21 protein-coding genes are annotated in these 25,197 nt (G+C 55.1%); 16 read left to right on the forward strand and 5 right to left on the reverse strand.

What is annotated here, in order from left to right:
* Positions 1-297: 297 nt before the first annotated feature.
* Entirely contained in the window at positions 298-357 is a 60-nt protein-coding gene (gene ypfM / locus LCS67_RS06445; protein ID WP_001386977.1) for a protein YpfM, read from the forward strand.
* 101 nt (positions 358-458) lie between these two features.
* On the opposite strand, the gene acrD is transcribed toward ypfM, so the two are convergent.
* Both acrD and narQ read right to left on the reverse strand, forming a co-directional pair.
* Positions 459-3,572, reverse strand: a complete 3,114-nt coding sequence (acrD, locus tag LCS67_RS06450) for a multidrug efflux RND transporter permease AcrD (protein ID WP_001263076.1) — start codon at positions 3,570-3,572, stop codon at positions 459-461.
* 184 nt (positions 3,573-3,756) lie between these two features.
* Complete coding sequence (gene narQ, locus LCS67_RS06455; RefSeq protein ID WP_000216809.1) at positions 3,757-5,457, reverse strand: nitrate/nitrite two-component system sensor histidine kinase NarQ; 1,701 nt, start codon at positions 5,455-5,457, stop codon at positions 3,757-3,759.
* 185 nt (positions 5,458-5,642) lie between these two features.
* Here narQ and aegA point away from each other — a divergent pair, with 185 nt between their 5' ends.
* A complete protein-coding gene (gene aegA, locus LCS67_RS06460) occupies positions 5,643-7,604 on the forward strand; it encodes a formate-dependent uric acid utilization protein AegA (protein WP_001078949.1) in 1,962 nt (653 codons plus the stop codon).
* A gap of 448 nt (positions 7,605-8,052) precedes the next feature.
* Here aegA and pbp4b read toward each other — a convergent pair whose 3' ends face one another.
* Positions 8,053-9,351: a penicillin binding protein PBP4B gene (gene pbp4b, locus LCS67_RS06465; RefSeq protein ID WP_000673297.1), complete on the reverse strand. Its 1,299-nt coding sequence runs from the start codon at positions 9,349-9,351 to the stop codon at positions 8,053-8,055.
* Between the two features lie 203 nt (positions 9,352-9,554).
* On the opposite strand from pbp4b, the gene nudK reads away from it, so the two are divergent.
* The 3 genes from nudK (at position 9,555) to LCS67_RS06480 (ending at position 11,656) form a co-directional block, all read left to right on the forward strand.
* Positions 9,555-10,130, forward strand: a complete 576-nt coding sequence (gene nudK, locus LCS67_RS06470; protein ID WP_000084037.1) for a GDP-mannose pyrophosphatase NudK — start codon at positions 9,555-9,557, stop codon at positions 10,128-10,130.
* Positions 10,131-10,254: 124 nt separating this feature from the next.
* Positions 10,255-11,298: a DUF1176 domain-containing protein gene (locus LCS67_RS06475; RefSeq protein WP_001270668.1), complete on the forward strand. Its 1,044-nt coding sequence runs from the start codon at positions 10,255-10,257 to the stop codon at positions 11,296-11,298.
* Positions 11,299-11,425: 127 nt separating this feature from the next.
* Positions 11,426-11,656, forward strand: coding sequence for a hypothetical protein (locus LCS67_RS06480; RefSeq protein ID WP_000700635.1), 231 nt, complete (start codon positions 11,426-11,428; stop codon positions 11,654-11,656).
* A 62-nt stretch (positions 11,657-11,718) separates the two neighbouring features.
* Here the strand turns inward: LCS67_RS06480 and tkt are convergent, their stop codons facing one another.
* Together tkt and tal are read right to left on the reverse strand one after the other, a co-directional pair.
* A complete protein-coding gene (gene tkt, locus LCS67_RS06485) occupies positions 11,719-13,719 on the reverse strand; it encodes a transketolase (RefSeq protein ID WP_080183967.1) in 2,001 nt (666 codons plus the stop codon).
* Between the two features lie 19 nt (positions 13,720-13,738).
* Positions 13,739-14,689, reverse strand: coding sequence for a transaldolase (gene tal, locus LCS67_RS06490; RefSeq protein WP_001072443.1), 951 nt, complete (start codon positions 14,687-14,689; stop codon positions 13,739-13,741).
* A gap of 271 nt (positions 14,690-14,960) precedes the next feature.
* Here tal and maeB point away from each other — a divergent pair, with 271 nt between their 5' ends.
* From maeB to eutG, 11 genes are all read left to right on the forward strand, one after another.
* Entirely contained in the window at positions 14,961-17,240 is a 2,280-nt protein-coding gene (maeB, locus tag LCS67_RS06495) for an NADP-dependent oxaloacetate-decarboxylating malate dehydrogenase (RefSeq protein ID WP_000344300.1), read from the forward strand.
* 416 nt (positions 17,241-17,656) lie between these two features.
* Positions 17,657-17,992, forward strand: coding sequence for an ethanolamine utilization microcompartment protein EutS (gene eutS, locus LCS67_RS06500; protein ID WP_001031445.1), 336 nt, complete (start codon positions 17,657-17,659; stop codon positions 17,990-17,992).
* A 12-nt stretch (positions 17,993-18,004) separates the two neighbouring features.
* Complete coding sequence (gene eutP / locus LCS67_RS06505; protein WP_000820747.1) at positions 18,005-18,484, forward strand: ethanolamine utilization acetate kinase EutP; 480 nt, start codon at positions 18,005-18,007, stop codon at positions 18,482-18,484.
* Positions 18,462-19,151, forward strand: a complete 690-nt coding sequence (gene eutQ, locus LCS67_RS06510; protein ID WP_000733869.1) for an ethanolamine utilization acetate kinase EutQ — start codon at positions 18,462-18,464, stop codon at positions 19,149-19,151. The genes eutP and eutQ overlap by 23 nt, the downstream gene beginning before the upstream one ends.
* The gene (eutT, locus tag LCS67_RS06515) at positions 19,148-19,951 is read left to right on the forward strand and encodes an ethanolamine utilization cob(I)yrinic acid a,c-diamide adenosyltransferase EutT (RefSeq protein WP_000997661.1); all 804 of its coding nucleotides are present in this window, start codon (positions 19,148-19,150) and stop codon (positions 19,949-19,951) included. The genes eutQ and eutT overlap by 4 nt, the downstream gene beginning before the upstream one ends.
* A complete protein-coding gene (gene pta, locus LCS67_RS06520; protein WP_000582917.1) occupies positions 19,948-20,964 on the forward strand; it encodes a phosphate acetyltransferase in 1,017 nt (338 codons plus the stop codon). Before eutT ends, pta begins: the two co-directional genes overlap by 4 nt.
* Before the next feature lie 40 nt (positions 20,965-21,004).
* Positions 21,005-21,295, forward strand: a complete 291-nt coding sequence (eutM, locus tag LCS67_RS06525; RefSeq protein ID WP_000387716.1) for an ethanolamine utilization microcompartment protein EutM — start codon at positions 21,005-21,007, stop codon at positions 21,293-21,295.
* Positions 21,296-21,407: 112 nt separating this feature from the next.
* A complete protein-coding gene (gene eutN / locus LCS67_RS06530; protein WP_001522340.1) occupies positions 21,408-21,695 on the forward strand; it encodes an ethanolamine utilization microcompartment protein EutN in 288 nt (95 codons plus the stop codon).
* A gap of 11 nt (positions 21,696-21,706) precedes the next feature.
* Positions 21,707-23,110 (forward strand): aldehyde dehydrogenase family protein, encoded by a 1,404-nt coding sequence (locus LCS67_RS06535; RefSeq protein WP_001075640.1) that lies wholly within the window; start codon positions 21,707-21,709, stop codon positions 23,108-23,110.
* Between the two features lie 10 nt (positions 23,111-23,120).
* Positions 23,121-23,960: an ethanolamine utilization protein EutJ gene (gene eutJ, locus LCS67_RS06540; RefSeq protein ID WP_000929669.1), complete on the forward strand. Its 840-nt coding sequence runs from the start codon at positions 23,121-23,123 to the stop codon at positions 23,958-23,960.
* Positions 23,950-25,137: an ethanolamine utilization ethanol dehydrogenase EutG gene (eutG, locus tag LCS67_RS06545; protein ID WP_001147505.1), complete on the forward strand. Its 1,188-nt coding sequence runs from the start codon at positions 23,950-23,952 to the stop codon at positions 25,135-25,137. Before eutJ ends, eutG begins: the two co-directional genes overlap by 11 nt.
* Positions 25,138-25,197 lie beyond the last annotated feature (60 nt).

A 25,197-nucleotide genomic window follows, 5' to 3' on the forward strand; every position in this document is an offset into this window, starting at 1 on the left:
GTTGAGTGAATGTGAATAATGATTCCAAAACGTTCCAAATGTGGCTTGTTTATAATTCGCGGGACAAATCCTATTTTGCGCACATGCAATTGATTGTTTTTTAACCCGATTTGATAAAGTAGTAGAAAAGGTATTAATGTTGCTAAATATTGCAGTAAGTCACATAAAATTTACGGCTACAGCGCCATAGTAATATCATAGACAGCGTAACCAGAGGATATCGCAACAATCGGTTAAATGAACTTCTCTCTATACCGCTAACTACGTAGAATACCCATAATAATAAGAGAGGCTATTATGATTGAACGTGAACTGGGGAACTGGAAAGATTTTATCGAAGTCATGCTTCGTAAATAAATGCCTGGAAGGCACCGCGCTCCCATAGGGGATAAGAAAAGGCGACTCAACGAAAGTCGCCTTTTTTGTGCCCGACACCTCGTATCAGGCTGGCCGGGAGCTTATTCCGGGCGCGGCTTCAGCGGGAAGCGGCGACGTATCAGCACGAAAAACAGGGGTACAAAGAAGATAGCCAGAATGGTTGCTGAGATCATTCCCCCCATCACGCCGGTTCCGACAGCATGTTGGCTACCCGAGCCTGCCCCGGTGCTGGTGGCCATCGGCAATACGCCAAAGATAAACGCCAGCGAAGTCATCAGTATCGGTCGCAGGCGCTGGCGGCTGGCGTACAGCGTGGCGTCTAACAGCGCGTGTCCCTTCTGATTCATTTCGTTAGCGAATTCCACAATCAGAATCGCGTTTTTCGCCGAGAGGCCGATAACGGTCAACAGCCCCACCTGGAAGTAAACATCGTTTTCCAGCCCGCGCATCCAGGTAGCGAGTAGCGCGCCAATGACGCCGAGCGGCACAACCAGCATCACCGAGAAGGGCACCGACCAGCTTTCATACAATGCCGCCAGACACAGGAAGACGACTAATAGCGAAATAGCGTACAGCGCAGGCGCCTGCGCGCCGGAGAGCCGTTCCTGGTAAGACATGGCTGTCCATTCCAGGCCAAAACCGCCCGGTAGCTGATGCACCAACGACTCCATGACATCCATCGCCGTCCCGGTACTGACCCCCGGCGCGGCCTCTCCGACAATTTCTACCGCCGAATAGCCGTTATAGCGTTCCAGACGCGGCGATCCGGTTTCCCAGCGCGAGGTGGCGAAGGCGGAGAAGGGGACCATGCCGCCGTCTTTGTTACGGACATACCAAAGATTAATATCATCCGGCAACATACGATATTTCGCCGCGGCCTGAACATAGACCTTCTTCACGCGGCCCCGGTCCATAAAGTCGTTGACGTAGCTCGATCCCCAGGCTGTTTGCAGGGTGTCGTTGATATCGTCAATCGATACGCCCAGCGCCTGCGCTTTTCGTTGGTCAATATCAATTTGCAGTTGCGGGCTGTCGTCCAGGCCGTTGTGGCGCACGCGGGTCAAGGAACTGTTTTTCCCGGCCAGCTCAATGAGTTGATCTCGTGCGGCCATCAGCGCGTCATGGCCTGCTCCGGCGTGATCCTGTAATTCCATATCAAAACCGGCGGAGCTGCCCAGACCGCTAATTGCCGGCGGGCTGCTGGCGAAGACGCGAGCTTCTTTAATCTGGTTAAACGCTTTTGTCGCCCGCTCAATAATGGCGAACGAGGAGCCGGTGGTGGGATCGCGCGCGTCCCAGTCTTTCAAGCGAACAAACATGCGCGCGACGTTTTGCCCATTCCCGCCAGGGCCGGAACCTACCGTCGAGAAGACCGACATAATGTTGTCTTTCTCATGGGTGAAGTAATAGTTTTCAACCTTTTCAACGACTTTCAGGGTCTGCTGTTGCGTAGAACCGCTCGGTAGCTGGATAGACGTAGTGAACATGCCCCGATCTTCTTGCGGTAGAAAGGAGGTGGGGAGACGCAAAAACAGGAACACCATGCCGCCAAGCAACAGAACATAAATCAGAATCCAGCGCAGGCTGCGATGCAAAATTTTCGCTACGCCTTTCTCATAACGTTCGGCATTACGATTGAAGGTACGGTTAAACCAGCCGAAAAATCCGCGTTGCCCGTGTTGTTCGCCTTTGTGCAGCGGTTTTAATAACGTTGCGCACAGCGCCGGTGTCAGGATCATGGCGACCAGCACCGACAGCACCATTGCCGAGACAATGGTGATAGAAAACTGACGATAAATCGCCCCGGTGGTACCGCCAAAGAACGCCATCGGCACGAATACCGCAGACAGCACCATCGCAATACCGACCAGCGCCCCCTGGATCTGCCCCATGGATTTGCGCGTCGCTTCACGCGGCGTGAGCCCTTCTTCGCTCATGATACGTTCGACGTTTTCCACCACCACGATGGCATCGTCGACCAGGAGCCCGATCGCCAGCACCATCGCGAACATGGTTAATGTGTTAATACTGTAGCCAAACGCGTAAAGCACGGAGAAGGTGCCCATTAATACCACCGGCACGGCGATCGTCGGAATCAGCGTGGCGCGAAAGTTTTGCAGGAACAGGTACATCACCAGGAAAACCAGCGCGATAGCCTCCAGCAACGTTTTGACCACATCGATAATCGAGGCTTTAACAAAGGAGGTGGTTTCATACGCGATCTTGTATTCCAGGCCGTGAGGGAAGTACTGCGCCAGCTCGTTGAGGCGATCCAGCACCAGCTTCGCGGTCGCCATTTCATTCGCGCCGGAAGCCAGCTTAACCCCAAGACCGGAAGCCGGATTGCCGTTAAAACGGCTGAGGTAGTCATACTTTTCCGCCCCCAGCTCCACGGTGGCGACATCGCCCAGTTTGACCTCGGAACCGTCCTGATTAACGCGCAGGGTGATATCGCGAAATTGTTGCGGCGTTTGCAGCAGTGACTGCGCATTAATGGTGGCGTTCAGCGCCTGCTTGTCGACCGAAGGCGTACCGCCAAGCTGCCCGACGGCGATTTGCGCATTCTGCGACTCAATTGCATCGGTCACGTCTTTCGTGGTCATCTGAAAACTATTCAATTTGGCCGGATCGAGCCAGATACGCATAGAGTACTGTGAACCATAAGCGTCAATATCGCCCACGCCGTTGACGCGGCTGAGCGGGTCCTGAATATTACTGGCGACGTAGTCGGCGATATCCTGCTTGTCCATAGAACCGTCGGTAGAGACGAAAGCGATGGTCAAAATATTGGTATCGCCCGTTTTGCGTACCGTGACGCCTTGATCCTGTACCGCCTGCGGCAGTTTACGCATCGCGGACTGTAACTGGTTTTGCACCTGCTGAACCGCCTCATCAGGATCGGTTCCCGCAATAAAGCTCAGGGTGATGGTCGCCTGTCCGGTTCCGCTGCTTTGTGATGACATGTACATCAGATTATCGAGGCCCGTCATATTCTGCTCAATAACCTGGGTTACGGTATTTTCCAGCGTTTGCGCCGACGCTCCCGGATAATTCGCGGTAATACGTACGTTGGGCGGCGCCAGATCGGGATATTGTTCAACAGGTAAAGAAAAAATGGCTAACGCCCCTGTCAGACACAACAGGATAGCCAGCACCCAGGCAAAAATGGGGCGATCGATAAAAAAATTCGCCATTAAAGGGGAACCTCGTGTTTCTACATATCGTTATAGATTTGAACTGCTTCACTGTAGCGGCAAGCTACGAGCCAAACGTGGAGAAATAAAGGAGATAATGTAAATTATCATGCGCTTTTACAGCATACTTTTTGTGCCAACGCCGGAAAGCCTGACATCTGGCCTTCCGGCGATTTGCCGTTCTTTACGTTAACTGACTCTCTTCCTTGTTGGAGGAGCGAAAACTGATACTGACCAGTGTGCCGCCGCCGGAGGGTTGCGAAAAATTCAGCGTGCCGCCAAGGCGCTCCGCGCGCTCACGCATTATATTCAGACCATAGTGTCCGGCAGGCTCATGCGGTTCGCCGATACCAATGCCATTATCGCGAATATAAACAGTATGATCGCCGTCAGGCGCGGTGACGCAGCTCACGGCGATTTCGCTCGCGTTGGCGTGTTTAATGGCGTTCAGGACCGCTTCACGCACAATTTGCAACAAATGCACCTGCATTTGCGCATCCAGTGCCAGCGTGGGTAAACGGCAATCCAACGTGAGTTTGGCTGGGGTCTGACTCTGTAAATCTTCCAGCATCTCATGCAATGCGGAGGGTAAATCGGCCTGCTGTAACGTCAGACGGAACGTGGTGAGTAGCTCGCGAAGCTGACGGTAGGCGTCGTTCAGCGCTCTGGAAAAATCCGCCATGATGCTTTGCGCGCCGGCGTTATCTTCTGGAATGGCGCGCTTCAAAAGCGTTAACTGAATACGTAAATAAGAAAGTACCTGCGCCAGCGAATCGTGTAGCTCACGGGCAATTGTCGCGCGCTCTTCCATTAACAAAAGTTGCTGAAAGTGTTTTTGCGCCTGATTAAAGTACAAACCACGCCCCAGCATCGTGGAGACGCTGTTCAGCAGCGGCGTAGAGGCATTAACGTTGGGGCTTTGCCAGTGGAGTTCGCCATAGACCGTGTCCTGCATCGTCACTGGCAGCATTTGCATCGGCAGGTCGGGGCTTTGCGTGCCTTCGCTAATCCGCCAGTTATCGCCCACGGTTAACTCCAGATACCAGGCGGCGTCATGTTCACGGACAATTTGCAAAATATGGCGAAAACAGTGGACATCGATTTGGCTGGTATTCAGCGCCTGGGAGCACTGGTATAACACCTCCAGGCGGCGATGCGCTTCGTGCAGATCGTGCGTTTTTTCTTCCACCGAGGCTTCCAGCGAACGGTAAAGTTTATGCAGCTCGCTCGACATCTGACTAAACGTTTTCGCCAATAATCCCAGCTCATTGGGTAAGCTGGTATCCAGCGGCAGCGGGGCGAACTGACCATGTTCAATACGCTGACTGGCGGTGACCAGTTGATTCAGCGGGCGAACGACCTGCTGGCGAATACGCCGTAGGGTAAAAAAGACCAGCGTAAATATGCCGATACCGCCCGCCAGCGATATGGCGACGACCAGCATGACTTTACGCTCGGCGTAATGCTGTAACGCCAGAACGAAGAGATCAATTTGATCGACGTAATTGTTGATATTGATCTGATACCAGGCAATGTCGCCGTCCTGTAGGCGGCTATTCATCTCCAGCCAGTTGGCGTGCAGGCGCGCGTAGCGAGTTTTCACCGCCTGCGGCACATACCAGGCGTTGAGATTTTGCAGTACCGGCGAGTTGAGCGCGTGCTGGAAAAGTTGACGATGCGCATTAATCTGCGGGCTACGGCTTTGCAGATCGTAACCCAGCCGATAGCTCTGCATTCGTAGCGAACCGGCGATATTGATCGCTTCGGCATCCCGTAAACTGCTGGTCAGCGTCAGTAATGCGCTGCCGGTGGACAGAATAGACAACAGCACAATATAGAAAAAAGCCTTAGCCAGACTGGCTGAGACCGGGCGTTTAACCGTCACGCTGGCACTCCCCGCATTTAGCTGAATCGCAATTGCATTTGCTTTGAAATAAATTGATCTGCCACAGGTTCTGGACAGATAGTTGTGCTTCCTGGGCAGATGAACATTGCCGACCCCGCCTTCGTCAGTTAATAACAATGCTCATATAAAGAATAAGGTTTTTACAACCAAAACAGAAGGATGCCATGAATCGTTTTATTATGGCCAATAGCCAGCAGTGTCTGGGCTGCCATGCCTGCGAGGTCGCCTGCGTAATGGCTCACAATGATGAGCGACATGTCCTGACGTCACAGCGCTATCAGCCCCGAATTACTGTCATCAAACATCAGCACCAGCGCAGCGCGGTCACATGTCACCATTGCGAAGATGCGCCCTGCGCCCGTAGCTGTCCGAACGGCGCGATCGCGCATATTAACAACAGCGTGCAGGTCAATGCGCAGAAGTGCATCGGCTGTAAATCCTGCGTCGTCGCCTGCCCATTCGGCACCATGCAGATGGTATTGACGCCCGTCGCGCCAAACCAGTTCAAAGCCAGCGCGCATAAATGCGATCTGTGTCAGGGACGTGAACAGGGTCCGGCCTGCGTGGAAAATTGCCCGGCGGATGCGCTGCAACTGGTCACCGAAGACTCGTTGACCCGTCTGGCTAAAACGCGACGGCTGCGTACCGCCCGGCAGGAGATTCGCCCCTGGCATACCGTGGATACACAACACAGTGGGACAGCAAGCAGCAAAGTCGAGCGTATGCAGGCGACGCCGCCACGCGGCGAACCGGATAAACTGGCGATTGAAGCGCGTAAAACCACCTTTGAGGAAATTTATCTGCCGTTTCGCGCCGCGCAGGCGGAGCGTGAAGCGTCCCGCTGCCTCACATGCGGGGAACACAGTATCTGCGAATGGACCTGTCCTCTGCATAACCATATTCCCCAGTGGATCGAACTGGTGAAAGCCGGCGATATTGATGCGGCGGTAGAGCTTTCCCACCAGACCAACTGCCTGCCGGAAATTACCGGGCGCGTCTGTCCGCAGGACCGGCTATGCGAAGGCGCGTGTACACTCCGCGATGAGTATGGCGCGGTTACCATCGGCAACATTGAGCGCTATATCTCCGATCGCGCTCTGAGCAAAGGCTGGCGTCCCGACCTGTCGGACGTACAGAAGAGCGATAAGCGCGTGGCGATTATCGGCGCGGGGCCGGCAGGTCTTGCCTGCGCTGACGTGCTGGCGCGCCATGGCGTAAGCGCCACCGTCTACGATCGCCACCCGGAAATCGGCGGTTTGCTCACCTTTGGTATTCCGGCTTTCAAACTGGATAAATCTCTGCTGGCGCGCCGTCGGGAAATCTTCAGCGCGATGGGGATTCGTTTCGAGCTTAACTGCGAAGTAGGGAAAGATATTTCTCTGGAGACGCTGCTGGAGAGTTATGACGCCGTCTTTGTCGGGGTAGGAACCTACCGTTCCATGAAGGCTGATTTACCGAATGAAGACGCGCCGGGGGTATATGATGCGTTGCCATTCCTCATCGCCAATACCAAACAGGTGATGGGGCTTCCGGCGTTGCCTGACGAGCCGTTTATTGATACTGCGGGCCTTAACGTGGTTGTGCTGGGCGGCGGTGACACCGCAATGGACTGCGTACGTACGGCGCTGCGTCATGGCGCTGCCAACGTCACCTGCGCTTATCGCCGTGATGAGGCCAATATGCCGGGGTCGAAAAAAGAGGTGAAAAACGCGCGGGAAGAGGGCGCGAACTTTGAATTTAACGTTCAGCCGGTTGAGTTGGTGCTGGATACGCACGGGCGCGTCAGCGGTATTCGCTTTTTGCGTACGCGGCTTGGCGAACCGGATGGTCAGGGGCGACGCCGTCCGGTACCTGTACCGGACAGCGAGTTCGTGATGCCGGCGGATGCGGTCATTATGGCGTTTGGTTTTCATCCGCATGGTATGTCGTGGCTGGAATCGCATGGCGTGAAGGTGGATAACTGGGGACGTATTGCCGCCAGCGTCGAGAGCGAGTTTCGTTACCAGACGTCCAACCCGAAAATTTTCGCCGGCGGCGATGCGGTGCGCGGTGCCGATCTGGTGGTGACGGCGATGGCAGAAGGCCGACATGCCGCGCAGGGGATACTCGACTGGTTAGCTAAATAAGCGTATTTGTAGGCCGGTTAAGGCCTGGAACGGTTAAATGATTGAGTGATAAAAAATCTTAAACTTATTGGCTAACCTTACTCCGTTTGCAGAAATGTTGACGCTCGCAGGGCTGGACGCCCTGCGATAAACATTTTCCCGTCGGGGCGACGTTTAACAGGCCTGATGAGGCCAATCTTAGTATTGAAAATAGAGTGTAAATTGAAGGAAGGGACGCTATCAGAATCCCTTCTTAGAGCCTATCCCATTACGACTATTTTACTTGTCATTTTGGCCCTGGGCAGTGCTCGCCAAAACGCGTTAGCGTTTTGAACGCCGCTAGCGGCGGCCCGAAGGGCGAGCGTAGCGAGTCAAACCTCACGTACTACGTGTACGCTCCGGTTTTTGCGCGCTGTCCGTGTCCAAACTGGCTGCGCCAATAACGCCTGGTGAGATAGGCTCTTAATTTTTATTTTAAGGAACCATATATCTGGTCAACAATCCAGCCATACGTCGCCGCAGGTAATAATCCACTGACAAAAACATTCGGGTTCACTTTAGGATTTGCTACCGGCGAGTGCGGCCTGTTACCTAAAATCACAATCGCCATATGATTAACCGGATCGATAGACGTCAGCGTTCCGGTCCATCCGGTATGTCCATACGTTTGCGGACTGGCTAATACCCCGAACGTGGGGGTCATTGAGGCGTTGCCGTTAACGCGCCACCCCAGACCAAAGGTAGCGTCTTCTGGCGAGCGGCGAGTAAACTGCGCAACCGTTTTGTCGTCGAATAGCTTCACGTTACCGTAGCCGCCCCCATTGAGCATGACTTGCATTAACACAGCCATATCATGGGTGTCAGAAAACAGTCCGGCGTGTCCTGAAACGCCGCCCATTGAGTACCAGGCTTTTTCGTCATGCACCTGGCCCCATAGTGTACCGGTGCGAATATTGGGGAAATGAATCACGCCGTCACGCGTGTTGCCATGTAGTTCCGTTGCGGCGATTTGCGGCGGCGTGAAGCCTTTCATCAGCGGGTTAAAGACGGTATGTTTTAATCCGAGCGGTTTATAAATGGTGGTTTCGACGTAGCGATCTAATGGCATTGCCGTTATCGATTCAACGATAAAACCAAGAATCATATAATCCACGTCGCTGTAGATATGCTTTGATCCAGGTTGATATTCCAGCGGCGTCTTTTTAATCATCTCCAGAGTAGTGCTTTTACTCTGTGAAAATAATTTACCGGCGACGTTTTTATTGGGATATTGTGGGTCGGCAGGAAAGCCCGCGACGTGATGAAGAATATCAATAATGCGGAGTTTATCTTTGCCTTTTATTTTATCCCCAGGCATATCCTTAAAGCCGGGGATGTATTTTGATACCAAATCATTGACATCTATTTTCCCTTCATACACCAGTTTTTGCAATGCAAAGTTAGTGGCATACATTTTTGTGTTTGAAGCCAGGTCATACATCGTGTTAGTGGTCGCCCGAATGGGATGGGCTAACAGCGTGGAACCGTCATATTTTTTGGCATAGCCCCAGGCTTTTTGTAGAACAATATGATTATCTTTTATCACCAGAAGATTAATACTGGGATATCCGGCATCAATTTGATTTTGAATCCAGCCATCAAGTCGGTGAAGTTTTTGGCTATCAAATCCCACCTGATCAGGGCTCGCGGTGGTCAATACCGGATACTCAACGGCAAAAGCTGAAAGGGAAAACGTCAGTAGAACCGTCGCAACGAGAGTAAATTTCATGATGATTCCCTCAGTCTCACTCCGGCCGTCAAATCATATCGCGAGCATGGACTTTGCGGCCCGGAGAAGCAGAATATGGTCATGGCAGTGACAGAAAAATATGGCTGTACATCTGTTCAGTCGGCGTTAAGGATTAACCCTTCAGCAGACAAAACCGACCTCACGGCGTAATATTAATGCTCTTTTTACACCCTGGAGCCAGCATGTCGCAAACCATTACGCTTATTAAGGATAAAATTCTTTCTGATAATTATTTTACTCTGCGCAACATTACCTATGACCTGACCCGTCGTAATGGCGAGGTTATCCGTCACAAGCGTGAGGTTTACGATCGCGGGAATGGCGCAACCATTCTGCTTTACAACTCAACTAAAAAAACCGTGGTTCTGGTTCGTCAGTTTCGCGTGGCGACATGGGTCAACGGTAATCAAGACGGTATGTTAATTGAAACCTGCGCTGGCCTGCTTGATAACGACGAGCCGGAGGTCTGTATCCGTAAAGAGGCCATTGAAGAGACAGGGTATGACGTTGGTGAGGTACGCAAGATATTTGAGCTTTATATGTCGCCAGGCGGCGTCACGGAGCTGATTCATTTCTTCATTGCCGAATATCATGATAGCGAGCGTGCCAGCATCGGCGGCGGCGTGGAGGACGAAGAGATTGAGGTGCTTGAACTGCCGTTTTCCCGGGCGCTGGAAATGGTGCGCTCAGGTGAGATTCGGGACGGTAAGACCGTGTTATTGCTTAACTATTTACAGACGTCTCATCTAATGGACTGAAAAAAAAGAAATATATTTCTTTACACAAAAAAGACCAATCCGATAAATCTGATTGAGAACCCTGAGGCGCGCAAGGAAGATACCGCCTTAGCTGTGTTGTTCTGAATCTGGGGTTGTTCCGTTCATGCGCTACCGCGTTATTCTTTTTTGTCTGTTTGGCCTGTTGCCGGTCCAGCTACTGTGGGCTGCGCCAGCGCAACGGACTTTTTCCGACTGGCAGGTCACCTGTAATAACCAAAATTTTTGCGTAGCGCGCAATACTGGCGAACATCATGGGCTGGTGATGACATTAAGCCGCAGCGCCGGGGCGCGTACCGATGCGGTACTGCGTATCGACCGCGGCGGTTTGGCGCCGCCCGATGCTAAAGAAGCCGCAATTGCGCCTCGCTTATTGCTGGATGGCAAACCGCTTTCGTTCAACAGTCCACACTGGCGCGTGTCGCCCTGGCATCTCATGACCGGCGATCCTGCCACCATCACCGCATTTTTACAGACGATTCAGGATGCGCAGGCCATCACCTTAAAAAACGGCGTTCAGACGCTTTCGCTGGCGGGATTAAAAGCGGCATTACTGTTTATCGACGCGCAACAAAAACGTGTGGGCAGCGAAACCGCCTGGATTGAAAAAGGAAACGAACCGCCGCTCAGCGTGCCCCCGGCACCGGCATTAAAGGGGATCGCCGTGATTAATCCAACGCCCGTACCGCTGAGTGAGGAAGAACGCGACGATCTGCTGGACTACGCAGCATGGCGGGTAAACGGCATTCGCTGTTCGCTTGACCCGCTGCGTCGCGAGACGCAGGTCAGCGCGTTGACGGATGATAAAGCGTTATTGATTGTTAACTGCGAAGCCGGCGCCTATAACACTATTGATCTCGCCTGGGTAGTTTCACGCAAAAAAACGCTCGCCTCGCGCGCCGTACGTTTGCGGCTGCCGTTTAATCGCGGCGTCGAAAGTAATGACATGGAGTTGATGAACGCCTTCTTTGACGAGAAAACGCGCGAGCTGGTGACGTTGGCGAAAGGGCGGGGGTTAACCGACTGCGGTATCCAGACGCGCTGGCGTTATGATGGCGATCGTTTTCGTCTGGTGCGTTATGCCGAAGAACCGAGCTGCGATAACTGGCACGGGCCGGATGCCTGGCCTACGCTGTGGATCACGCGTTGAATCCTGGTTGTTATCCCCTTTTCAGAATAGGGATACACCTATTGAGGTTTCATTTATGGTATAGAGATTGCTACGTTACGGTAGGATTGTTACTTTACCCGATAGCCTCACCACAGCAGGAAATAGTATGAAAATAAATAATGGCCCCGTATTATGCCCCCATTGTGGCTGCCTGAGCGCTTATTATGAAATAGATCGGCTGGCGGCGATAAGAGAAAAAGTGAATAAAGAAGGCGGATCAGCGGCGTGGGATTCAACATTACAGGCGCATAAAAAAAAGGCCTTTTGCCTGATGTGCCATAAATCCATTGATGAGGTCGTCATCGGGCAGTCAGATGCGCCTGAGTCTACGAAGTAATTTTGCACAGCCTACAGAACAGGTCTGCAGACTGCGCAAAGTCTGTGTTGCTAACGCTCGCCTTAGCCTTTGATGTTCAGCACCCGGCGGGCTTTTTCTACAATATTTTCCACGGTAAAGCCAAAATACGGGAACAGTTTGTCAGCCGGGGCGGATTCACCGTATCCCGTCATGCCGATAATTGCGCCTTTTAGGCCAACATATTTATACCAGTAGTCGGCTATACCGGCTTCCACCGCGACGCGGGCGGTCACGTGCGCTGGTAGCACTGATTCGCGATATGCTTCGTCCTGCGCATCGAAAATATCCGTTGAAGGCAACGACACCACGCGAACGTTATGCCCCTCGCCAGTCAATTTTTCCGCCGCCTGGAGGGTAATTTCCATTTCCGATCCGGTAGCGATCAGAATGATATCCGGCTTGCCGCCGCTATCTTTGAGAATATATCCGCCGCGGGCAATCGCTTTCACCTGTTCCGGCGTGCGTTCCACCTGCGCCAGATTCTGCCGCGAGAGAATCAACGCCGTCGGCCCGTGCTGACGTTCAATGGCCAGCTTCCAGCCGACCGCCGCCTCAACCTGATCGCAGGGACGCCAGGTGCTGAAGTTTGGCGTTAAGCGCAGGCTCGCCAGTTGTTCCACGGCCTGGTGTGTCGGGCCATCTTCGCCCAAACCGATGGAGTCGTGGGTATAGACCATAATCTGCCGGGCTTTCATTAAGGCCGCCATACGCGCCGCGTTACGGGCATATTCGACAAACATCAGAAACGTGGCGGTATACGGTACAAAGCCGCCGTGGTGGGCGATGCCGTTGGCAATGGCGGTCATGCCGAATTCGCGCACGCCATAGTGGATGTAATTACCTGCCGGATCCTCTTTCAACGAGGTCGAACCTTTCCAGATAGTCAGGTTGCTCGGTGCCAGATCCGCCGATCCGCCCAACAGTTCCGGCAACAGGGGACCGTAGGCATTGAGCGTATTTTGCGATGCTTTACGGGTGGCGATTTTGGCCGGATTAGCCTGCAAGTCGTTAATAAATTTTTGCGTGGCGGATTCCCATGTCTCCGGCAGTCCGCCGCTCATCCGGCGGGTAAACTCTGCGGCCAGCTCAGGATAAGCCTTCTCATAAGCAGCAAACTTTTCCTGCCACTGCTGCTGCGCTTTCTCGCCTTTTTCACGGCCATCCCACGCGCGGTAAATCTCTTTTGGGATCTCAAACGCCGGATGATGCCATCCCAGCTTCTGGCGGGTCAGCGCCACCTCTTCTTCGCCCAGCGCCGCGCCGTGCGACTCCTCCTTCCCGGCTTTATTCGGCGAGCCAAAACCTATCACCGTCCGACAGATAATTAGCGAAGGTTTATCTTTTACACTCTGGGCTTCGAGAATGGCTTTTTTCACCGCTTCCGGATCGTGCCCGTCAATGTCATGCACGACATGCCAGTGGTAGGCTTCAAAACGTTTGGCGGTATCGTCGGTAAACCAGCCTTCGGTTTCGCCATCAATGGAGATGCCGTTGTGATCGTAAAAGCCGATCAGTTTGCCCAGTCCCAGCGTACCAGCCAGCGAACACACCTCATGCGAGATCCCCTCCATCAGACAGCCGTCGCCCATAAAGACATAGGTGTAGTGGTCGACAATCTCGTGGTCCTGCCGGTTGAACTGTGCGCCTAACGTACGCTCGGCAATCGCCAGCCCGACGGCATTCGCCAGCCCCTGGCCCAGCGGTCCGGTGGTGGTTTCAACGCCGGGCGTATAGCCAATCTCCGGGTGACCTGGCGTTTTGGAGTGCAGTTGACGGAAGTTTTTTAGCTCCTCCAGCGGCAGGTCATAACCGGTTAAATGCAGCAGACTATAGAGCAGCATGGAGGCGTGACCGTTGGAAAGGATAAAACGATCACGGTCATACCAGGTCGGATCGGTGGGGTTATGTTTAAGAAAATCGTTCCATAGCACTTCAGCGATATCCGCCATCCCCATCGGCGCGCCGGGGTGCCCGGAATTGGCTTTTTGAACGGCATCCATGCTCAGCGCACGAATCGCATTGGCAAGGTCTTTACGGGACATAAATCACTCCATGCAAGGTTTATAGTTTGGCGGCAAGCAGGTCTTCCAGTTTGCGCTGGTCAACAGCAAAAAGACGGATACCTTCCGACAGCTTCTCTACGGCCATCGCGTCCTGATTATGTTCCCAGCGGAACTCCGCTTCCGTCATTGGCGTAGGACGGTGGAACATCTGCGAGGAAGGCACCAGTTTACGGATCACCGGTTCTTCTTTTTCTTTCAGCTCTTTAAGCAGATTAGGGGAGATAGTCAGTCGATCGCAGCCGGTTAGCGCGAGGATTTGCTCAGTACGGCGGAAACTTGCGCCCATCACGATGGTTTCATAGCGATGCTGTTTAAAGTAATCGTAGATATTGCGTACCGATTTCACGCCGGGATCTTCCTCCACGACATACGGCTCCAGCGGACTACGCGCCTGATACCAGTCGTAAATTCGGCCCACGAACGGAGAGATCAAATAGACGCCCGCTTCGGCGCAGGCGCGCGCCTGGGCAAAAGAGAACAACAACGTCAGGTTGCAATTAATGCCCTCTTTTTCGAGCTGCCCGGCGGCGCGGATACCTTCCCAGGTTGCGGCGAGCTTGATCAGAATGCGCGATTTATCAATACCCTGCTGCTGGTAGAGATCCACCAGATGGCGCGCTTTCTCGATACTTTTTTCTTTATCGAATGATAACCGCGCGTCGACTTCAGTGGAGACGCGACCGGGAATACTTTTCAGTATTTCCGCGCCAAAATTGACCGCCAGTTTATCGCTGGCTGCTGCAACCTGCTGTTCCTGCGTACCGCCGTGTTTTTTTCCCCAGGCAATCGCATCCTCAATCAAATGACCATACTGCTCAAGCCCGGCGGCTTTCAACAGTAAAGAGGGATTTGTCGTGGCATCCTGCGGCTGGTAGTGGCGGATGGACTCGATGTCGCCGCTGTCGGCGACGACGGTAGTGAATTGTTTGATGCCGTCTAGCTGGTTCATAGGAAATACTCCTTGAAAAGTAAAGTGTTAGATGAGTGTGTTGATTCACACTTCTGAAAGATTGATACACTACATAACCAAAAAGCATAGCAGACAGGCATGGTATTGCTGGTATAAGCAGGTAACATGGCCGTTATAAGTTGATAACAAACTCTTGCGCCGCGTCGTGATAGTTTGCAGACCTTCAAAGTTTGTGTTGCGCAGTACGGTGATAATGTGCGGCGCACCAGGCCGCGTCACTTTTTGAACGATACGTGAAAGGAACAACAAGATGGATGAGCAGTTAAAACAAAGCGCCCTTGATTTCCACGAATTTCCGGTACCCGGTAAAATTCAGGTTTCTCCGACTAAGCCCCTTGCCACCCAACGCGATCTGGCGTTGGCTTACTCGCCAGGCGTGGCGGCGCCCTGCCTGGAAATCGAAAAAGATCCGCTGGCAGCCTACAAATACACCGCGCGCGGCAACCTTGTCGCGGTCATTTCCAACGGTACAGCGGTGCTGGGGTTAGGCAACATTGGCGCGCTGGCCGGCAAGCCGGTCATGGAAGGCAAAGGCGTTCTGTTTAAAAAATTCGCCGGCATTGATGTGTTTGACATTGAAGTCGATGAGCTTGACCCGGACAAATTTATCAACGTGGTCGCGGCGCTGGAGCCGACCTTTGGCGGCATTAACCTCGAAGACATTAAAGCGCCGGAATGTTTCTATATTGAACAGAAACTGCGCGAGCGCATGAACATCCCGGTTTTCCATGACGATCAGCACGGAACGGCGATCATCAGTACTGCCGCCATTCTTAATGGCCTGCGAGTCGTAGAGAAAAATATTTCCGACGTGCGGATGGTCGTCTCCGGCGCAGGGGCGGCGGCAATCGCTTGTATGAACCTGCTGGTCGCGTTGGGGATGCAAAAGCACAACATCGTGGTGTGCGACTCTAAGGGCGTTATTTACAAAGGCCGTGAGCCGAATATGGCGGAGACCAAAGCGGCCTATGCGGTAGACGACAGCGGCAAGCGCACGCTGGATGAGGTCATTGACGGCGCGGATATTTTCCTCGGCTGTTCAGGCCCGAAAGTGCTGACTCAGGAGATGGTGAAGAAAATGGCCCGCGCGCCAATGATTCTGGCGCTGGCCAACCCGGAACCGGAAATTCTGCCGCCGCTGGCGAAAGAAGTGCGTCCGGACGCCATCATCTGTACCGGTCGTTCCGACTATCCGAACCAGGTGAACAACGTATTGTGCTTCCCGTTTATCTTCCGCGGCGCACTGGACGTCGGCGCGACGGCGATCAACGAAGAGATGAAACTGGCGGCGGTCCGTGCGATTGCCGAGCTGGCGCACGCCGAACAGAGCGAAGTGGTGGCCTCGGCCTATGGCGATCAGGACCTGAGCTTTGGGCCGGAATACATTATTCCGAAACCGTTTGACCCGCGTCTGATTGTCAAAATCGCTCCGGCGGTCGCGAAAGCGGCAATGGATTCCGGCGTGGCGACGCGCCCGATTGCTGACTTTGATGCCTATATCGATAAACTGACCGAGTTTGTCTACAAAACCAACCTGTTCATGAAGCCGATCTTCTCGCAGGCACGCAAAGATCCGAAGCGTGTAGTGCTGCCGGAAGGGGAAGAGGCGCGCGTGCTGCACGCAACCCAGGAGTTGATCACCCTGGGGCTGGCGAAACCCATCCTGATCGGACGTCCGAGCGTGATCGAAATGCGTATCCAGAAACTGGGGCTACAGATCAAAGCGGGCGTTGATTTCGAGATCGTGAATAATGAATCCGATCCGCGCTTCAAAGAGTACTGGAGCGAGTATTACCAGATCATGAAGCGTCGCGGGGTAACTCAGGAACAGGCGCAGCGTGCGATGATCGGCAACCATACGGCCATTGGCGCGATCATGGTGCAGCGTGGGGAAGCGGATGCGATGATCTGCGGCACTATCGGCGACTACCATGAGCATTTCAGCGTCGTGAAAGCCGTCTTTGGCTACCGTGACGGCGTGCATACGGCAGGGGCGATGAACGCCTTACTGCTGCCAAGCGGCAACACTTTTATCGCCGATACTTATGTTAACGAAGATCCCACGCCGGAACAGTTGGCGGAGATCACCGTAATGGCGGCGGAAACCGTTCGCCGCTTTGGTATTGAGCCGAAAGTCGCGCTGTTGTCGCACTCTAACTTTGGTTCCTCAAATTCGCTGTCCGCCAGCAAAATGCGCGAAACCCTTGAGCGGGTACGCGAACGAGCGCCCGATCTGATGATTGACGGTGAGATGCACGGTGATGCAGCGTTGGTGGAAAGTATTCGTAATGACCGGATGCCGGATAGCCCGCTGAAGGGAGCCGCCAATATTCTGGTGATGCCGAATATGGAAGCCGCCCGCATTAGTTACAACTTACTACGCGTCTCCAGCTCCGAAGGCGTCACGGTCGGCCCGGTTCTGATGGGCGTGTCTAAACCGGTACATGTATTAACGCCGATCGCCTCTGTACGCCGTATCGTGAATATGGTGGCGTTAGCGGTAGTTGAAGCGCAAACCACGCCGCTTTAATAACACATTACTCTCTCTTCTGGCGCAGGTTCTCCTGCGCTTTTTTTATGCGCCGCTGGGCTTCGCCATGGCATGAAAGGCTCGTGTGGGGATATTCTGGAACCTATTGTGTTACCCCTACTTATTTCACTGAATCTGTACTATGCACAAATCGAGTGATACGCATTATTTTTATCAATAGTAGTAATACAAAGAATAGCCGGTGGGTATTTATTGCGGAATAAGCTTAAATTCAGAATGACGCCTGAAAATGTGATGCACCACGATATTTATCGTTAACACCTTCGACAGAAGTCCCTTTTATTTTCTTTCTCTTAGTGATCTACCTCACCTTTTACATCACCTTGCCGAATTTTGTTATTTACTCCGACAAAAAATTGCCACGATGACGGCAGTTTCAGTGGAGACGGTGAGCAATGAATAAAGAACGCATTATTCAGGAATTTGTGCCGGGCAAACAGGTCACGCTGGCGCATCTCATTGCGCACCCTGGTGAAGAACTGGCGAAAAAGATCGGCGTTCCCGATGCTGGCGCGATTGGCATTATGACCTTAACGCCGGGGGAAACGGCCATGATCGCTGGCGATTTAGCGATGAAGGCTGCGGATGTACACATCGGTTTTCTCGACAGATTTAGCGGCGCGCTGGTGATTTATGGCACCGTCGGTGCAGTAGAAGAAGCGCTATTACAGACGGTCAGCGGGTTGGGGCGATTATTAAACTTTACCCTGTGTGAGTTAACAAAAAGTTAATTGGTGGCGGTAATGAAACGTATTGCTTTTGTCGGCGCGGTCGGTGCCGGAAAGACAACGCTTTTTAACGCGTTACGGGGAAATTATTTCCTCGCCAGAAAAACACAGGCCGTGGAATTTAATGATCATGGCGATATAGATACGCCGGGTGAATATTTTAGCCATCCCCGTTGGTATCACGCCTTAATTACCACGTTGCAGGATGTGGACACGCTGATTTATGTCCACGCGGCAAACGATAAAGAAAGTCGCTTACCTGCCGGGTTATTGGATGTTGGAACCCGTAAACGACATATCGCCGTTATCAGCAAAACGGACATGCCGGATGCCGACGTCGCCGCTACGCGGCAGTTGCTTTGCGAGATTGGATTCCGGGAGCCGATTTTCGAGCTCAACGGCCACGACCCGCAAAGCGTGCGGCAGTTGGTGGATTATCTGGCGGCTCTCAGTGAACAGGAGGAAGAGGCAGGTGAAAAAACTTATCACAGCTAACGATATTCGTGCGGCCCACGCCCGCGGCGAACAGGCGATGTCGGTAGTGCTGCGCGCCAGCATTATTACCCCGGAGGCTCGCGAAGTGGCGGAACTACTGGGCTTCACGATTACCGAATGCGACGAGTCCGTCCCGGCATCCACATCGGCGCAGGCGTGTAAAAGCGAAAGCCAGCGCATTCGGGAAGCCATCATCGCGCAGCTCCCGGAAGGGCAGTTTACTGAAAGCCTGGTGGCGCAGCTGATGGAAAAAGTGCTCAAGGAAAAGCAGTCGCTGGAACTGGGGACGATGCAGCCGAGCTTTACCTCCGTCACGGGTAAAGGCGGCGTGAAAGTCATTAACGGCAGCAGCGTGAAATTTGGCCGCTTCGACGGCGCCGAACCGCACTGCGTCGGCTTAACCGATCTGGTTACAGAGCAGGACGGCAGCAGCATGGCTGCCGGGTTTATGCAGTGGGACAACGCCTTTTTCCCGTGGACGCTGAACTACGACGAAATCGACATGGTGCTGGAGGGCGAACTGCACGTACGCCATGAAGGCGAAACCATGATTGCCAAAGCCGGAGATGTCATGTTCATCCCTAAAGGCTCCAGCATTGAATTTGGCACGCCAACGTCCGTGCGCTTTCTGTACGTCGCCTGGCCTGCGAACTGGCAATCCGTATGAACGATTTCATCACCGAAACGTGGCTCAGAGCGAATCATACGCTCAGCGAAGGATCGGAAATCCATCTGCCCGCTGATGCACGACTGACGCCCTCGGCCCGGGAACTGCTGGAAAGCCGCCGCTTGCGCATTAAGTTTCTGGATCAGCAAGGCCGGCTGTTTGTCGATGATGACGAACAGCAGCCGCAGCCGGTACATGGCTTAACCAGTAGCGATACGCACCCACAGGCCTGCTGTGAACTGTGCCGCCAGCCGGTGGTGAAAAAGCCCGATACGCTGACCCATCTGACGGCGGACAAAATGGTCGCCAAAAGCGACCCGCGCCTCGGCTTTCGCGCCGCGCTCGACAGCGCCATCGCGCTGACCGTGTGGCTACAAATCGAACTGGCGGAACCCTGGCAGCCGTGGCTTTTCGATATCCGGTCGCGGCTGGGCAACATTATGCGCGCCGACGCTATAGATGAACCGCTGGCGGCGCAGTCTATCGTCGGGCTGAACGAGGATGAGCTGCATCGGCTTTCCCACCAGCCGCTGCGCTATCTCGACCACGATCACCTGGTGCCGGAGGCCAGCCACGGTCGCGATGCGGCGCTGCTTAATCTCCTGCGAACCAAAGTCCGCGAAACGGAAACCCTCGCCGCACAAGTGTTTATTACCCGTAGTTTTGAGGTCTTGCGCCCGGACATTTTACAGGCGCTGAACCGACTCTCCAGCACGGTTTACGTGATGATGATTTTGAGCGTGGCGAAACATCCGCTGACGGTCGCCCAAATTCAACAACGGTTGGGAGAGAAGCCATGATCATTGAACGCGCCCGCGAACTGGCGGTACGCGCCCCCGCCAGAGTCGTCTTTCCCGATGCGCTGGACGAACGCGTGCTGAAAGCGGCGCATTACCTGCAACAGTGCGGTCTGGCTCGCCCCGTTCTGGTCGCCAGTCCGTTTGCGCTGCGTCAGTTTGCCCTGAGTCATCGTATGGCGATGGATGGCATTCAGGTCATCGACCCACACAGCAACCTGAGTATGCGCCAGCGTTTTGCGCAACGCTGGCTTGCCCGTGCCGGAGAAAAAACGCCGCCGGACGCAGTGGAAAAGCTTAGCGACCCGCTAATGTTCGCTGCCGCCATGGTGAGCGCCGGTGAGGCTGATGTGTGTATCGCAGGCAACCTGTCGTCAACGGCGAATGTGCTGCGCGCAGGGCTGCGGGTGATTGGCCTGCAACCCGGATGCAAAACATTGTCGTCTATTTTCCTGATGCTGCCGCAGTATGCCGGTCGGGCATTAGGGTTCGCCGATTGCAGCGTAGTGCCGCAGCCGACGGCGGCGCAGCTGGCGGATATCGCTATCGCCAGCGCCGACACCTGGCGGGCCATTACCGGCGAAGAGCCGCACGTGGCGATGCTGTCATTTTCAAGCAACGGCAGCGCCCGTCACCCCAATGTTGCCAACGTGCAGCAGGCGACAGAGCTCGTTCGCGAACGTGCGCCGCAACTGCTTGTGGACGGTGAATTGCAGTTTGACGCCGCTTTCGTACCGGAGGTCGCCGCGCAAAAAGCGCCTGACAGCCCGCTGCAAGGCCGCGCCAACGTGATGATTTTCCCGTCGCTGGAGGCGGGCAATATTGGCTACAAAATCGCTCAGCGTCTGGGAGGCTATCGCGCTGTTGGGCCGCTAATTCAGGGGCTTGCCGCGCCGCTTCACGACCTCTCCCGAGGCTGTAGCGTGCAGGAAATTATCGAACTGGCGTTGGTGGCAGCCGTGCCGCGCCAGGCTGACGTGAGCCGCGAACGCAGCTTACACACACTGGTTGAATGAACGGTCCCGTTCTGGACCCCTTTAATGAGAGGAAAACACGATGGAAGCATTAGGAATGATTGAAACCCGGGGCCTGGTTGCGCTGATTGAGGCCTCAGATGCGATGGTAAAAGCCGCACGCGTGAAGCTGGTCGGCGTGAAGCAGATTGGCGGTGGCCTGTGTACGGCCATGGTACGTGGCGACGTGGCGGCGTGCAAAGCCGCAACCGATGCTGGCGCCGCTGCGGCGCAGCGCATTGGCGAGCTGGTCTCCGTACACGTGATTCCACGCCCGCACGGCGATCTGGAAGAAGTGTTCCCGATCAGCTTCAAAGGCGACAGCAACATTTGATGGTAGGCCGGATAAGACGCGCAGCGTCGCCATCCGGCATGAATGCGCGCCATTGCCTGATGGTGCGCAGATTCAAGGCCTACGACCCAACGGGCAATCCATGGAGGCGGATATGAAACTGGCAGTCGTCACAGGACAAATCGTATGTACCGTCCGCCATCAGGGACTGGCGCATGACAAATTGCTGATGGTGGAAATGATCGATGCCCAGGGCAACCCCGACGGGCAGTGTGCCGTCGCTATCGACAGTATCGGGGCGGGAACCGGAGAGTGGGTACTGCTGGTCAGCGGCAGTTCCGCACGCCAGGCGCATCGCAGCGAATTATCACCGGTCGATCTGTGCGTCATTGGCATCGTCGATGAAGTGGTGGCTGGCGGGAAAGTGGTTTTCCATAAATAGGACTGAACATCATGAATCAACAGGATATTGAACAGGTGGTGAAAGCGGTACTGCTGAAAATGAAAGACAGCAGCCAGCCGGCCAGTACTGTTCATGAGATGGGCGTTTTTGCCTCCCTGGATGACGCAGTGGCGGCAGCAAAACGGGCCCAGCAGGGGCTGAAGAGCGTGGCGATGCGCCAGCTTGCCATTCATGCCATTCGCGAAGCGGGCGAAAAACACGCCCGAGAATTAGCGGAACTTGCCGTCAGCGAAACCGGCATGGGACGCGTTGACGATAAATTTGCTAAAAACGTGGCGCAGGCGCGCGGCACGCCGGGCGTCGAGTGTTTATCTCCGCAGGTGCTGACCGGCGATAACGGCCTGACGCTGATTGAAAATGCGCCGTGGGGCGTGGTGGCCTCGGTCACGCCGTCCACCAATCCGGCGGCGACGGTGATTAATAACGCCATCAGCCTGATTGCCGCAGGCAACAGCGTTGTGTTTGCTCCGCATCCGGCGGCGAAAAAGGTCTCTCAGCGGGCAATCACCCTCCTCAATCAGGCGGTGGTCGCCGCCGGTGGCCCGGAAAATTTGCTGGTCACCGTGGCGAACCCGGATATCGAAACCGCCCAGCGGCTGTTCAAGTATCCCGGTATTGGCCTGCTGGTGGTGACCGGCGGCGAAGCGGTGGTGGACGCGGCGCGCAAACATACTAATAAACGCCTGATTGCCGCTGGTGCCGGTAATCCCCCGGTGGTGGTGGATGAGACCGCCGACCTGCCTCGCGCTGCACAATCCATCGTCAAAGGCGCGTCGTTTGATAACAACATCATCTGTGCTGACGAAAAAGTGCTGATTGTGGTGGATAGCGTCGCCGACGAGCTGATGCGTCTGATGGAAGGTCAGCACGCGGTGAAACTGACCGCCGCTCAGGCCGAACAGCTCCAGCCGGTGCTACTGAAGAATATCGATGAACGCGGTAAAGGCACCGTCAGCCGTGACTGGGTCGGTCGTGACGCGGGCAAGATCGCCGCAGCCATCGGCCTGAACGTCCCGGATCAAACGCGCCTGCTGTTTGTGGAAACGCCAGCTAACCATCCGTTTGCCGTCACTGAAATGATGATGCCGGTACTGCCGGTGGTACGGGTCGCCAACGTCGAAGAAGCCATCGCCCTGGCGGTACAACTTGAAGGCGGTTGCCACCATACGGCGGCGATGCACTCGCGCAATATCGACAACATGAACCAGATGGCGAACGCCATTGACACCAGCATTTTCGTCAAAAACGGGCCGTGCATTGCCGGGCTTGGATTGGGCGGAGAAGGCTGGACCACCATGACCATCACCACGCCAACCGGCGAAGGCGTGACCAGCGCGCGTACCTTTGTGCGGCTGCGTCGATGCGTGCTGGTGGATGCGTTTCGCATTGTATAAGGGATGACTCATGGCGCACGACGAACAACTCTGGCTCACCCCAAGACTGCAAAAAGCGGCGGCCCTGTGTAACCAGACGCCCGCCGCCAGCGATACACCGCTGTGGCTGGGCATCGATTTGGGCACCTGCGACGTGGTGTCGATGGTGGTCGACGGCAACGCCCAGCCGGTGGCGGTGTGCCTTGACTGGGCCGACGTTGTGCGTGACGGCATCGTCTGGGATTTCTTCGGCGCCGTCACCCTCGTGCGCCGCCATCTCGACACCCTTGAACAGCAGCTCGGCTGCCGCTTTACCCACGCGGCGACCTCGTTTCCGCCAGGCACCGACCCGCGTATTTCGATCAACGTGCTGGAGTCTGCCGGGTTAGAAGTCAGCCACGTACTGGATGAGCCGACGGCGGTGGCGGATCTGCTGGCGCTTGATAATGCAGGCGTGGTGGATATTGGCGGCGGCACTACCGGCATTGCCATCGTCAAACAGGGCAAGGTGACTTACTCCGCCGATGAAGCCACTGGCGGGCACCATATCTCCCTGACGCTGGCGGGCAACCGCCGTATTCCCCTGGAAGAGGCGGAACAGTACAAGCGCAGCAATGCGCAGGAGATTTGGCCGGTAGTGAAGCCGGTGTACGAAAAAATGGCGGAAATCGTTGCTCGCCACATTGAAGGGCAAGGAATTGCTGATTTATGGCTGGCGGGCGGTTCCTGTATGCAGCCGGGCGTGGAGGCGTTATTTCGCCAGCGTTTCCCGGAGTTACAGGTGCATTTACCGCAGCACAGCCTGTTTATGACCCCGCTGGCGATAGCCAACAGCGGGAGAGCGAAAGCGGAGGGACTCTATGCAAGCTGAACTACAGACGGCGCTGTTTCAGGCATTCGACACCCTGAATCTGCAACGGGTGAAAACGTTCAGCGTACCGCCGGTCACGCTGTGCGGACTTGGGGCGCTCGGCGCCTGTGGACAGGAAGCGCAAGCGCGAGGCGTAAGCCATCTGTTTGTGATGGTCGACAGCTTCCTGCATCAGGCGGGAATGACCGCGCCGCTGGCACGTAGCCTGGCGATGAAGGGCGTGGCGATGACGGTCTGGCCGTGTCCGCCAGGCGAGCCGTGCATCACCGACGTCTGCGCGGCGGTGGCGCAACTGCGTGAGGCGGCGTGCGACGGCGTAGTGGCCTTTGGCGGCGGTTCGGTGCTGGACGCGGCGAAAGCGGTCGCCCTGCTGGTGACTAACCCTGACCAGACGCTGAGCGCCATGACCGAGCGCAGTACATTACGCCCGCGTCTGCCGCTGATTGCGGTGCCGACCACCGCCGGAACCGGTTCTGAAACCACCAACGTGACGGTGATTATCGACGCGGTCAGCGGGCGCAAGCAGGTGCTGGCGCACGCGTCACTAATGCCGGACGTGGCGATTCTTGATGCTGCCGTGACCGAAGGCGTTCCGCCAAACGTGACGGCGATGACCGGTATCGATGCGTTGACTCATGCGATTGAGGCCTACAGCGCGCTCAACGCCACGCCGTTTACCGACAGCCTGGCGATTGGCGCGATAGCGATGATTGGCAAATCGCTGCCGAAAGCCGTGGGTTACGGCCACGATCTGGCGGCGCGTGAAAATATGTTGCTGGCCTCCTGTATGGCGGGAATGGCCTTTTCCAGCGCTGGTCTGGGGCTGTGTCATGCGATGGCGCACCAGCCAGGGGCGGCGCTGCATATTCCGCACGGCCAGGCCAACGCCATGCTGCTGCCAACGGTCATGGGCTTTAACCGGATGGTATGCCGCGAACGCTTCAGTCAAATCGGTCGGGCGTTAACCAATAAGAAATCGGACGATCGCGATGCGATTGCGGCGGTGAGCGAGCTGATTGCCGAAGTAGGGCAGAGCAAACGGCTGGCTGACGCTGGCGCCAAACCCGAACACTACAGCGCATGGGCGCAAGCCGCGCTGGAGGATATTTGTCTGCGCAGTAACCCACGCACCGCCACACAGGCACAGATTATCGATCTGTACGCGGCTGCCGGGTAATGCCTGTAGGCCGGATAAGGTGCTCGCACCGCCATCCGGCAATAACACGGCGTTAATGCC

The organism is Salmonella sp. A7 (assembly GCF_020181675.1).
GTDB lineage: Bacteria > Pseudomonadota > Gammaproteobacteria > Enterobacterales > Enterobacteriaceae > Salmonella > Salmonella enterica.

Coding starts and splice junctions, on each gene's coding strand:
- eutN (WP_001522340.1), top strand. CDS start 21,408: ATGAAACTGGCAGTCGTCACAGGACAAATCGTATGTACCGTCCGCCAT.
- eutJ (WP_000929669.1), top strand. CDS start 23,121: ATGGCGCACGACGAACAACTCTGGCTCACCCCAAGACTGCAAAAAGCG.
- maeB (WP_000344300.1), top strand. CDS start 14,961: ATGGATGAGCAGTTAAAACAAAGCGCCCTTGATTTCCACGAATTTCCG.
- eutG (WP_001147505.1), top strand. CDS start 23,950: ATGCAAGCTGAACTACAGACGGCGCTGTTTCAGGCATTCGACACCCTG.
- eutM (WP_000387716.1), top strand. CDS start 21,005: ATGGAAGCATTAGGAATGATTGAAACCCGGGGCCTGGTTGCGCTGATT.
- LCS67_RS06475 (WP_001270668.1), top strand. CDS start 10,255: ATGCGCTACCGCGTTATTCTTTTTTGTCTGTTTGGCCTGTTGCCGGTC.
- pta (WP_000582917.1), top strand. CDS start 19,948: ATGATCATTGAACGCGCCCGCGAACTGGCGGTACGCGCCCCCGCCAGA.
- LCS67_RS06480 (WP_000700635.1), top strand. CDS start 11,426: ATGAAAATAAATAATGGCCCCGTATTATGCCCCCATTGTGGCTGCCTG.
- eutT (WP_000997661.1), top strand. CDS start 19,148: ATGAACGATTTCATCACCGAAACGTGGCTCAGAGCGAATCATACGCTC.
- eutS (WP_001031445.1), top strand. CDS start 17,657: ATGAATAAAGAACGCATTATTCAGGAATTTGTGCCGGGCAAACAGGTC.
- tal (WP_001072443.1), bottom strand. CDS start 14,689: ATGAACCAGCTAGACGGCATCAAACAATTCACTACCGTCGTCGCCGAC.
- eutP (WP_000820747.1), top strand. CDS start 18,005: ATGAAACGTATTGCTTTTGTCGGCGCGGTCGGTGCCGGAAAGACAACG.
- LCS67_RS06535 (WP_001075640.1), top strand. CDS start 21,707: ATGAATCAACAGGATATTGAACAGGTGGTGAAAGCGGTACTGCTGAAA.
- nudK (WP_000084037.1), top strand. CDS start 9,555: ATGTCGCAAACCATTACGCTTATTAAGGATAAAATTCTTTCTGATAAT.
- aegA (WP_001078949.1), top strand. CDS start 5,643: ATGAATCGTTTTATTATGGCCAATAGCCAGCAGTGTCTGGGCTGCCAT.
- pbp4b (WP_000673297.1), bottom strand. CDS start 9,351: ATGAAATTTACTCTCGTTGCGACGGTTCTACTGACGTTTTCCCTTTCA.
- acrD (WP_001263076.1), bottom strand. CDS start 3,572: ATGGCGAATTTTTTTATCGATCGCCCCATTTTTGCCTGGGTGCTGGCT.
- tkt (WP_080183967.1), bottom strand. CDS start 13,719: ATGTCCCGTAAAGACCTTGCCAATGCGATTCGTGCGCTGAGCATGGAT.